This window comes from Streptococcus oralis subsp. tigurinus (genome assembly GCF_002356415.1).
GTDB classification, from domain to species: domain Bacteria; phylum Bacillota; class Bacilli; order Lactobacillales; family Streptococcaceae; genus Streptococcus; species Streptococcus oralis_F.
Genome location: NZ_AP018338.1, coordinates 914879 through 926556, shown reverse-complemented (window position 1 = coordinate 926556; position 11678 = coordinate 914879). Strand labels below are relative to the sequence as shown.

Annotated in this window: 6 protein-coding genes and 1 pseudogene; 2 read left to right on the top strand and 5 right to left on the bottom strand. The window is 39.0% G+C overall.

Going from position 1 to position 11678, the window contains the following annotated elements; all coding sequences use genetic code 11:
• Positions 1-39: 39 nt before the first annotated feature.
• From STO1_RS04690 to STO1_RS04680, 3 genes and pseudogenes are all read right to left on the bottom strand, one after another.
• A pseudogene (locus tag STO1_RS04690) lies at positions 40-1219 on the bottom strand (MFS transporter).
• Between the two features lie 80 nt (positions 1220-1299).
• Positions 1300-2163: an Rgg family transcriptional regulator gene (locus tag STO1_RS04685; RefSeq protein WP_096422174.1), complete on the bottom strand. Its 864-nt coding sequence runs from the start codon at positions 2161-2163 to the stop codon at positions 1300-1302.
• 3 nt (positions 2164-2166) lie between these two features.
• On the bottom strand, positions 2167-4068 hold the full coding sequence (locus STO1_RS04680) for an ABC-F family ATP-binding cassette domain-containing protein (RefSeq protein WP_096422172.1): 1902 nt from the start codon (positions 4066-4068) through the stop codon (positions 2167-2169).
• 227 nt (positions 4069-4295) lie between these two features.
• Between STO1_RS04680 and STO1_RS04675 the strand changes: the two genes are divergently transcribed.
• Both STO1_RS04675 and STO1_RS04670 read left to right on the top strand, forming a co-directional pair.
• A complete protein-coding gene (locus STO1_RS04675) occupies positions 4296-6014 on the top strand; it encodes a phospho-sugar mutase (protein WP_096422170.1) in 1719 nt (572 codons plus the stop codon).
• Between the two features lie 111 nt (positions 6015-6125).
• Complete coding sequence (locus STO1_RS04670; RefSeq protein ID WP_096422168.1) at positions 6126-6473, top strand: DUF6568 family protein; 348 nt, start codon at positions 6126-6128, stop codon at positions 6471-6473.
• A 32-nt stretch (positions 6474-6505) separates the two neighbouring features.
• Here the strand turns inward: STO1_RS04670 and STO1_RS04665 are convergent, their stop codons facing one another.
• Positions 6506-9760, bottom strand: a complete 3255-nt coding sequence (locus STO1_RS04665; protein ID WP_096422166.1) for a DEAD/DEAH box helicase family protein — start codon at positions 9758-9760, stop codon at positions 6506-6508.
• Positions 9757-11631: an Eco57I restriction-modification methylase domain-containing protein gene (locus STO1_RS04660; RefSeq protein WP_096422164.1), complete on the bottom strand. Its 1875-nt coding sequence runs from the start codon at positions 11629-11631 to the stop codon at positions 9757-9759. The genes STO1_RS04665 and STO1_RS04660 overlap by 4 nt, the downstream gene beginning before the upstream one ends.
• Between the last annotated feature and the right edge of the window lie 47 nt (positions 11632-11678).

Genomic DNA, 11678 nt, shown 5'->3' with positions numbered 1-11678 from the left:
AAAATAGTTAATAGTGAAATTTTTTTAAAGAAAGGGGATTTATACCTTTTTTTCAAAACGACTTCGCACATAAACGAGGGAGAAACAAGACAGGACAATAACCCCGCTTCCAATTATCAGAAAAGAAGAGAGATGTACACTTGGTAGCACCGTCATAAGGCCTTTTGCAATCGGCATAAATAGGATGGCTAAGGTAAAAATTGTGCTTAGGACTCTCCCCAAGTATTCTCCCTCAACCTTGGTTTGCACCTGAGTAAAAAAGTGAATATTAAAAATCGTCATAAACAGTTCACAAACTAAATTTCCAGAAAAGGAAAGAAAAGTTGGCAGTGGTAATCCCATCATAAAAACTCCAACTCCAGTCAAAGCTAGTAAAACCAAAAGGCTATGAACACTTGCTTTTATCTTACTAGCAAGAAGAGCTCCAATAATGGAACCAATTGCCCCCATAGTCAAAATACTTGCATAAGCTCCTTCTACCCCGTATAGTCGATTTGAAAAAGGGAGGAGAAATTCAAAAGCCGCAAAAAAGAAATTAACACTGGAAGCCACTAACAAAAGGAAAAAGATCTCTTGCTGGTGCCAGATATAGCCAAGTCCTTCTTTCATATCAGCAAAAATATTTTTCCAGCTGAAAGTCTTTTTCTCTTATTCCTGAGTCTCTTTTTTGGGAAGGAAAGCTACTAAAGTAAATGCGATGAAAAAGCTAATGGCATCTAAAACAAGTGTCATATGGAGACTGGCAAATTGTAAAACGATGAAAGAAAGTATAGGAGAGCTAACACCTACAACCTGCAAAACGAGCTCTAAGCGAGCATTATAGGTCACAATCTCGTCTTTCTCTACTACCTCAGTTATAATGGCTTTATTGGCTGTACGAGAAAATGCAAAGGCAATCGCCTGAACAATATTTGCGAAGATCAGAGCAGCAATCATCAAGCTATCATTTCTTATGAAAGAAATAGCTAAACAGAGAATACCACAAATCAAGTCCGTCGTCATCAAAATTTTGCGACGCGAAAAAGCGGTCTGAAATCACTCCACCAAAGGGATTGACCAGAATCGATGTGACGAGTTCAGAAATCTGATAAATCCCAAGAACAGTCTGTCCTATCGTCCCTATTGATGCTAACCAAACACTGTTTCCATAATCATAGAGCATATTTCCTATCTTATTAATCGCACCACGACTAATCAACTGGATTGCATGTCGATTCATATAAAAAGCTCCTCTCAAATTTTGAAACTATTGTATCAAAACTGAAAGGAGTTCCTTCATATTTCCCTTATTTGGGAAATTTAAGCATTTACAAATTTTTCATAATGTTCCTGATAGTAAGCCACTTGCTCTGGAAGTCCAAGTACTTCAAAAATATGCATAGCCTCCTGCATCTGACTACAACCTTCTTCTTTCAAGTCTCTCTGGTAGAGGGTAAAACCTTTGAGATAATGGAAGATATTGCGCTCATAAAGCTTGATACCATTTCCAATCAACTTCTCCACATAGCCCTCAAAATAGTCCGCATTTGCAAAAGAACGGTTCTCCAAACAATGCTGGTAACAGTTAAGAGCTAAAATCAAAACGAGTTTTCGATGGCGACCAATTTCTTTATAGTACTCCTCTCGCTCCATGACTTCTCTGCCAATCCGAGCCACATAGTCCACATTGTAGAAAGTATAGAGATTGCCAAAAAGGATCAACTCATACATGGTCCATTCTTCTGTTTGAAAAAGATAATCTGCTACCTTTTCCAAATCACTCTGACTCATCGTGTAACGAGCATCTCTTTGACAAATCAGACCTTGTAGCAAAATCCAATTCAGCTCAAAATAGAGGGGATTGGTCGAACTCTTTGCTTTCTTGAGCTGTTCCTTTTGAAGCTTTTGAAAACCTGCAATATCATTTGAGTAGTAAAGCGGAATAATCTGTGCCATTAAGGAAACATGTTCGTGATTTTGAAAATCCCTAGCCTTGTCCATGAAATTTTCAATGGTCACATGAATATTGTCCAAAATATCAAAGAAACGAGAAACTGCTAGATCAGACTCCCCAAGCTCGAAGCGAGATAACTGAGAGGTTGAACATGATTCACCTGCTGCCTCTTTTAAGGAGTACTTCCCACTTGTTCGAAATTCACAAAATACCTTTCCAAGATGTTCCATTTCTTACACCTGCTCCGATAATTCTTCCCACTCAAGCATAGCTTCTTCCTGACGATGGCTGATTTTGTCCAGTTCAGTCTGCAATTCCATGAGTTTTTCAGCATCGTTTGTCTCCAACATCTGTTCAGAAATAGCCTGGCTTTGACTTTCTAACTCTTCGATTTCAGCTTCCAAACTCTCAATTTGACGCATGAGTTTGCGAACTTCTTTTTGACTTTCTTTCTGGGCCTGGTAGTCATTGAATGGGCTCGGTTCTTTTGCTTGATTGCTAGTTGAAGCTTCCTCTGTCTGACTCATTTCTACTTCTGCTTTCTTCTCAACATAGTAGTCGTAATCTCCAAGGTAGAGGGTTGAGCCATTCTCAGACAATTCCAGTACATGAGTGGCTACACGATTGATAAAGTAACGGTCGTGGCTGACAAAAAGAAGGGTTCCGTCAAAGTCAATCAGGGCATTTTCTAACACTTCCTTGCTATCAATATCCAAATGGTTGGTTGGCTCATCCAGAATCAAGAAGTTATTGTTTTCCATTGAAAGTTTGGCAAGCAGTAAACGAGCTTTCTCGCCACCTGACAGCATGCCTACTGATTTCTTAACATCATCACCAGAGAAGAGGAAGGCACCAAGGCGGTTGCGAATTTCAACTTCTGGTGTCAGTTTAAAATCATTCCAGAGTTCATCAAGTACCGTATTACTTGCTGTCAGCTTGCTTTGGGTTTGGTCATAGTAACCCACCTCAACATTGGCCCCAAAGCGCTTTTCTCCCTTGATAAAAGGAATCTGATCCACAATAGACTTGATAAGGGTTGATTTGCCAATGCCATTTGGACCAACGATAGCGACAGCATTCATCTTACGAAGGTCTAGGTTGATAGGTTCTGACAATATTTCCCCATCATAGCCAATAGCCGCATTTTCAACAGTCAAAACGACATTTCCCGACGTTTTTTCAGACTGGAAGGTCATATTGGCTGATTTCTTGCCAGCTTCAGGCTTGTCCAAACGCTCCATTTTTTCCAGTTGTTTACGGCGAGATTGAGCACGTTTGGTCGTTGAAGCTCGGACTAGATTGCGATTGACAAAGTCTTCTAGAGCCGCGATTTCCTTCTGTTGCTTTTCATAGTTTTTTGCCTCAGTAGCTATCTTTTGCTCCTTTAACTCAACAAAACGAGAGTAATTGCCTACATAACGATCCAAGGAATGCTTAGTCAAATCGAGTGTAACCGTCGCAACCTTGTCCAAAAAGTAACGGTCGTGACTGACAATAATGAGGGCACCGCTATAGTTCACCAAATAATTCTCTAGCCAGGCTATGGTTTCGATATCCAAGTGGTTGGTAGGCTCGTCCAAGACCAAGAGATTTGGCTTTTCAAGGAGCATTTTAGCCAGTGCAAGACGAGTATTTTGACCACCTGAAAGCTCAGCAATTTTCATCTGCCACATAGACTCGTCAAACTTGAAACCATTCAAGATAGCGCGGATATCAGCTTCGTAGGTAAAGCCACCTGCTTGGCGAAAATTCTCAGATAAGCGGTCGTAATCTGACATCAGCTTCTCCAAATCCTCACCAGACTTTTCACCCATCAATAACTCCATATGACGAAGTTGTTTCTCCGTCCGACGTAAGTCATCAAAGACATGAAGCATCTCATCGTAGATGGTATTTTCAGACTCAAAACGGCTATCTTGGGCTAGGTAAGATAGAGAAATATCTTTTTTCTTATTAATTTCTCCACTGGTTGGCTCCTCTTCCCCAACCAAAATCTTCAAAAGAGTAGACTTACCTGCTCCATTTTTTCCAACGAGGGCTATTCTGTCTCGTTCATCTACTTGCAGATTGATATGATCAAAAAGAACCTCTCCAGCAAAAGAGCGTTCAATTTTATTAGCTTGTAAAATAATCATACATCCATTTTACTATCTTTTTCTCTTTTGCACAATTGCAATGAAAAAAGTTTGAGTCATAAACCCGAACTATTCATCTTCTTTTTCATTAGAAAGCGTATTGGGCTATTCTTCTACAATGAAATAAAAGTAAATTTCCAACATTTTAAGTTATGCTAACGTTTTACTAAAATATCAAATCGTGATATAATGAAAGCGATCAAAGCAATAGATAAAGGAGATACTCTATGACTTACCAAGAAAATTATCAAAAATGGGTCGATTTTACCGGCCTTCCAGACTACCTTCGTCAAGATTTGGAAAATATGGACGAAAAAACTAAGGAAGATGCCTTTTATACCAATCTTGAATTTGGCACTGCTGGTATGCGTGGTTTGATCGGTGCTGGTACAAACCGCATCAACATCTACGTTGTTCGTCAAGCTACCGAAGGTTTGGCTCGTTTGATTGAATCAAAAGGTGGAAATGAAAAAGAACGTGGTGTGGCGATTGCCTATGATAGCCGTCACTTCTCACCTGAGTTTGCCTTTGAATCTGCAGCAGTTCTTGCTAAACACGGTATCAAATCTTACGTATTTGAAAGCCTCCGTCCAACTCCAGAACTCTCATTCGCTGTTCGTCACCTCAACTGTTTCGCAGGTATCATGATTACTGCCAGCCACAATCCTGCTCCATTTAACGGTTACAAGGTTTATGGAGAAGACGGTGGACAAATGCCTCCACATGATGCAGATGCTTTGACCACTTACATTCGTGCTATCGAAAATCCATTCGCTGTGGAAGTTGCTGATGTCGAAGCAGAAAAAGCTTCTGGCTTGATTGAAGTCATTGGCGAAGCTGTCGATGTTGAATATCTTAAAGAAGTTAAGGACGTAAACATCAACCCAACCTTGATTGAAGAATTCGGTAAAGACATGAAGATTGTCTACACACCACTTCATGGTACGGGTGAAATGTTGGCTCGTCGTGCTCTTGCTCAAGCAGGATTTGACTCTGTTCAAGTTGTTGAAGCACAAGCAACTGCTGATCCTGACTTCTCAACTGTAAAATCTCCAAACCCAGAAAGCCAAGCAGCCTTCGCCCTTGCTGAAGAACTTGGTCGTCAAGTTGGTGCAGATGTGCTTGTTGCAACTGACCCTGACGCTGACCGTGTTGGTGTTGAAGTTCTTCAAAAAGATGGTAGCTACCTTAACCTTTCAGGTAACCAAATCGGTGCTATCATGGCTAAATACATCTTGGAAGCCCACAAAAATGCTGGAACTCTTCCTGAAAATGCTGCTCTCTGCAAATCAATCGTTTCAACTGACTTGGTAACGAAAATTGCTGAAAGCTACGGCGCAACCATGTTCAACGTTTTGACTGGTTTCAAATTTATCGCTGAAAAAATTCAAGAATTTGAAGAAAAACACAATCACACTTACATGATGGGATTTGAAGAAAGCTTCGGTTACTTGATTAAGCCATTCGTACGTGATAAAGATGCTATCCAAGCCGTTCTTGTCGTTGCTGAGCTTGCTGCCTACTACCGTTCACGTGGTTTGACACTTGCTGACGGTATCGAAGAAATCTACAAAGAATACGGCTACTACGCTGAAAAGACTATCTCTGTTACCCTTTCTGGTGTTGATGGTGCAGAACAAATCAAGGAAATCATGGCTAAGTTCCGTAACAATGCTCCAAAAGAATGGAACGCAACAACTATCACTGTCGTAGAAGACTTCAAGGCTCAAACTGCTACTGCTGCTGATGGTACTGTTACAAACTTGACAACTCCTCCAAGTGATGTTTTGAAATACACACTTGCTGATGGTTCATGGATTGCCGTTCGTCCTTCCGGTACTGAACCAAAAATCAAGTTCTACATTGCCGTTGTGGGTGAAAGTAATGAAGATTCACAAGCTAAGATTGCTAATATCGAAGCTGAAATCAATGCCTTTGTAAAATAAAGCCCTATAAAAGATGAGACCAACCAGTCTCATCTTTTTTTCGTATCAAATCTAAGCATTTTTAGAAACTTTATGGCATACTAGACTTATCAATGAAAGCGAGGTAATCTCATGGAACAATTTTTAGATAATATCAAAGACCTTGAAGTCACTACAGTTGCGCGTGCGCAAGAAGCACTCGATAATAAAGAAACAGCAACCTTCTTTATTGGCCGTAAAACTTGCCCTTACTGCCGTAAATTTGCAGGCACATTGGCAGGTGTCGTAGCTGAAACCAAAGCCCACATCTACTTCATCAATAGCGAAGAACCTAGCCAACTCAATGCTTTGCAAGATTTCCGTTCACGCTATGGTATCCCAACTGTTCCGGGATTCGTTCATGTTGCTGATGGCCAAATCAATGTCCGTTGCGACTCTTCCATGTCAGCAGAAGAAATCAAAGAATTTGCAGGATTGTAAAAGACAACAAAAGAAGGCTCTCGCCTTCTTTTTTAATTATATTCAAAATATTTATCCACCAATTCCTGAATCCTACCTTCTTTGGCAGCTGGAATGGTGTCTTCTAAAACAAAGTTCTTTCTACTGATATCTTGAGAGAGATTTCCAAAGATAAAATTAGTGGAAATGTTATAGATAATTTCGGACGGTGCAAATCCATAAACTTGGTTTTCTAGGATATGTTTTAAGCGTTCTTCAGGATTTGGAAAAGCTTCTTTCAAGCCATTGCTGTTATATAGCCGCTTAACAAGCTCTGCAATATAGAGACCTGACTTCATGTACAAATCAATGAATGTCTTAGACGGATCATCAAAGATTCCTGGATTTTCTTTTTCAAGGTCATCCACCATTCTCTTCACTACCCGTTTAGGAGTGAAAATTTGGTTGGTTTTTTGTGGTGGAATATAGTCAAAGATATCTTCTTTTTGATCTTTAAAATAATCCGCCAACTCCTCTTTCTTGCGAAGAAATTCTTGAATAGCTTCATCGAATGTTGCTCGATCAAAGAGATGTCCTGCAAAATCTTGCCCACCATCTCTCAAATAACGAAATTGGTCAATCGTAATACCAGTCACTTCAAAGAAGACATGCTCAGGAACAAAGATGTCAAAATTATCAAGTGTTAGAGATTGATCACCGTAGGCCATGATAAAACTAGGGATTGTTCGTGCAAATCCTCGAAGATGGTCCCGAATCTCATCCTGAGCTGATTGTTTCAACTGCTCTACACGTTTTATCTCAACCTGTTCGATGAACTTCTCAGGCATTTTTTCCACTTCATTTTTGAGTGTTTGTTCTAGTTTTTCTTTGTGAATGAGATTATTTTCTTCTATACGTTTTTCAAGATCTTCTTGAATCTTATCTTTCTGTTCCTTATCATTTGTTTCCTTGAGTTGTTGTTGCAACTCTTCCTTGATATGAGCTTCAGAAATTTTACGTTCAATCTCATTTTTTCGAACTTCGTTCTCAAATGTTGCTGCAATTTGTTTCTTGATTTGATCTGTTTCCCGAGTTTTCAGATCATATCCAGCCTTCAATTCCTCTACAATTACTGAAGAAACGGTCTTACTCAAGTCATTGACCAGCTGTTTTTGAGTTCTTTCCTCATCTTTTGTGACTAATTCAGCAACAGACTCACCAAGCCCATAAATTTTTTCACCAAAAAGTCGTGCTTGTTGATTGACCACGATTTCATGGTCAACCACTGCATTGCCCTCATCATCCACTGTAACACCTGAAAAGTCTAGTAGATCCGATGATGTTTGTAACTTTCCTTCCTTTTCAACTGGTAGTTCATTTAAGATGTCTAGAACGGTTTGACTGGCTTGGAAAATGCCGCTGATATTATCAAATAAGAGATTAGACATAAACCCTCGTTTGAGGACTTCCCTAGCTTTTATTTGACGCGGTATAGTCAGAACTGCCTTAGCATCAATTTCAACCATCTTACCTGCACGGTCTTCTGCTATGACAGGGAAGAAATTTAAGAGTTCTCTGATGTTCTCTTCACGAGTTGCGGAAGTTCCACCACCTCCTGCAGTCGCAAGTGATAAGTTGTTCGCAAACTCATCAAAGAGAATCAGGGTTCTTTCTGGCGCAAAGTCAAATACATAGGCTCTTTCTTTGCGGAAGTGATTTCCTTTGTTATCGCTCCATGAGTAAGGGTTTTGTGCACGAAAGGCAGCTTGCATATAAATGGCAGGTGATTTTAAGTTTGATAACATCAATACGCCTGTCCATTCAGGGATCGTCACACCTGTCGTCAATTGACCGACGGATAGGGTAATGGTTTTGTCATTCTCTGCTACCGCTTTTCTAACCAAGTCTAGGGATTTGAGTTTAACCTTATCATCTTCCTCAGACATACGCCCGTCACCAGCAGCTAACACAATCTCATAGTTTTCATAGATGGGATGTTCCTCTAGCAGTACTTTTAAGGCTTTTGCTGAGGCTACACGTTCTAAGAGCCACAAAGTATGCTTGAGTTCATTACGAAGTTCTTTGGTTGAAAATGGATACTTTTCATTGCTTGATAAAGTCTCTAACCAATTTCTGACATCTTGCTCATGGATAAATTTCCCTTTATCATCTGTTGCGAAGAACTCACTCAAGTCAAAAGCATAGTCGATGTTCTCTCCATCGAGTTGAGCCCCTTTTTCTAACTCCTCTCCAATCATCTGAGACATTTGATAGGTAAAGAGATTTAACTGAGGCAAGCTCTCATATGGATTTTCCTCTTCTTGATCAGGTGACCAAGTTGTTTTAGCTGCCTGCTCATCAGCGTAAGACCAGTTGTAGATCTGCTCCTCGGTAAATTCTCCCTTAGCTAGTGCCTTAAATGGAGTTCCTGATAGATGCAAGGTAAAGTTTCGACGAATCTTATTAAAAGCCTGATCTGTCTTGAAGGTAGCAACTCCTTCGTGAGCTTCATCGATAACCAACAAGTCCCAATGTAGGTCGGTTACCCATTTGAGTTTATTGTGCTCTCCACCAAGATAAGCAGAGCCTTTCAAGTCTTGGAGACTGATAAAAGCAAGTTGTCTTACATCGTCATCTAAAATACCAACAAATTCTTTTCGTGACAAGGTTGGCCGATTTTTAAGACTGTCTGTTTCTGAAACAAACTTATAAGTCGTTTGACCAGCTATGAATTTTTCAAAATCATCATACCATGAGTTAGCTATTGCAGGTCTGTTGGTTACGATTAGGACATTGACAGCATCCATTCGACGAGCTAGGTCATAGGTAGATAAGGTTTTACCAAAACGTGGCTTGGCATTCCAGAGAAACTTACCTCCTAGATGATTCTTGAAATAAGCTAAAGTTTTAGAAACTGCCTCTTCTTGCTCTTGTCGTAAGGTATAGTCCTGTCCTTGACCAGGCTGATAACCTGACAAATCATGCTGAACAAACTTATCAAAAAGATTTTTAGATTTTTCAGGAGTTCCATTAAAGTAAAACCATTCAGTCTTGGGACGACGTTCCACATCATGAAAAGAAAGGAAATGGTGGAAATCATGGTCCTTAAAAGTTTTTCCTTTATCAGGTTCTTCCGTATAGGCTGCATCCCCAGTCCATAAGACATCAGTATCTATATGAGCAGTATGCGTTTGTTCTTTAATCCGTTGCGTGACATCACGCTCTGTATAACCAATCTTAATCCAGCCCTCATTACTAGTTACCGTAGGAGTGGTGTAGGCATAGATTTTAGGATGAATCTCTTTAGAAGTTTTAATTTCTACCATCAATCCATCTCCTTCACATGTATTTTAATAAAAGCTATATGCTCTGGAGAAAGACCATATTTTTGATAGAGCTGGCGGTCAATATCAGCCACTGATTGTGTCCAATCAATGTCCGAATTGACCGTAAAGTCTTGGAGAGGGACATTTTGCCAAGTATCTTTATTATTATCCTGAGTAATCTTAAGAGTCCCTAACAATGTTCTACAAAATGTTGTTTTAATATATTTTAGACAGTTTTCAGCTTCAACTTCTAAATCAAAATTACCAAAAGAAATAAAAGATTGTGTATAACCCACGAGTGGGGTACCCACGAGTGGGGTCGATAGGACTTCGCCAATCGCCCCACTCCCATTGGACTTAGGTAACAATACTTTATATTTATTCAAATTTCCATGTTTCTCAATATATTTTTTATTTATATATTTATACTGACGTTTATTTTTGATTAGTCCTAGTATTTTAATATCATCATCTGATTGTGTTATATCTGTAAATAATGGAAGTTGTTCAAAAATTGATGTAGTAAGACGTTTCTCTTTTCCATCACTACCAATAACAAACCGCAACTCTGGATAATCACTATAAACAGCATCTAAATTAAATTTATTTTGTAAATAAATAATCGGAGTAATTGGTTTAAAAATTTTATGGTTAATAACTAACTGTAAGATTTCATTCAATTCAGTAAAAGGAGTATATGTTTTTATTGCTCCAAAAACTCTATCATTATCATGGTAACTAATCGTTACTCCGCCTTTAATATCCGTACCAGGAAAAACTTTTGAAGAATCTTGAACATAATACATGACTTTGAAATGTTCATTCAACAGCATTTTTTCATTCCATGATTTTGGTGTTTTCCCAGCTTTAAATAAAAATCTAGCAGGTGTTATTAATACTGATTTTCTACTAATCTTATAAGATTCATCCATGAAATGATGATATATTGGTTTATCACTTGTCCCTTGTAATTCTTCCTGATACGGCGGATTTCCTATCACGACATCAAATTTCATTTCACTTTCCTCGCTTGATAGGCTCTCAAAACCTATCATTTTATTCTTTTTCCAGTTTTTGATTTGGGTTTTAGATTCTTCTACTTCTTGAACTTCTAGCTCATCTGAAAACAAGCTTAGTTGTTGAGATTGCTCTTGTGTAGCTGAGTAAGGACTAATTTTTTTCAGTCCATCCATCTGAAAGACATTGTAGGATATAATAGTCGCAATTTCTTTCTTTTGCTCTAAGGTCGGTTGATTGCCAGTCTTTGCAAGATAGTAGTCCTCAAATGTTGCTAAAAGATTTTCACGCGCCAAAAGCAGAGAATCTCCTTGATACTCATATCCATAAGAAGATCGATAAGCTTTTTTTACAAGCTTATAGAAGGTGGCTTCATCTGAGACCTCACGACTAATGCGTTGCAATTTTCTATCAAGAAAACCAACTCGCTCAGATAATGGAATTTCCTCACCAATCACTGTATCATAGCGAGAAACCATATAAGGTGCTTCACCACAGGTGATTTCTAGCCAGCGGACTTGGATATAATCTTCAAGAGCTAGAGCTTCAAGTTCAGCTTCCACGTAGCCATTTTGCTTTTCAACCAACCAAGTTGGCGTAAAGACTTCGGCTCTAATCTTGGTTCGGTCTTTTTGTTCATACTTGGACTTTTCTGATCGGGGTTGAATCAAGTTTGCATAGTTTCCCGTCACCCTACTTGGAGTAATGCGGTCACTTGAAGCAAATCCCTTTCCCAACAATTCATAAGAATGCGTTGCCCAAACAATATTTTTCTTTGTCGTTCGATCTTTTAAAAGAATTTTTAATAAGTCAGCAGACTCCAAAGCCAACTTTTCTTCACTAATATCTATCGTCATAAGGCAACCTTTCTCGTACTATAAACCTTATTATATCATATTTTAGA

What these genes read in the sequence shown, in the direction of transcription:
- STO1_RS04685 (WP_096422174.1), bottom strand. Translation starts at nt 2,163, where the DNA reads ATGGAACATCTTGGAAAGGTATTTTGTGAATTTCGAACAAGTGGGAAG.
- STO1_RS04680 (WP_096422172.1), bottom strand. Translation starts at nt 4,068, where the DNA reads ATGATTATTTTACAAGCTAATAAAATTGAACGCTCTTTTGCTGGAGAG.
- STO1_RS04670 (WP_096422168.1), top strand. Translation starts at nt 6,126, where the DNA reads ATGGAACAATTTTTAGATAATATCAAAGACCTTGAAGTCACTACAGTT.
- STO1_RS04675 (WP_096422170.1), top strand. Translation starts at nt 4,296, where the DNA reads ATGACTTACCAAGAAAATTATCAAAAATGGGTCGATTTTACCGGCCTT.
- STO1_RS04660 (WP_096422164.1), bottom strand. Translation starts at nt 11,631, where the DNA reads ATGACGATAGATATTAGTGAAGAAAAGTTGGCTTTGGAGTCTGCTGAC.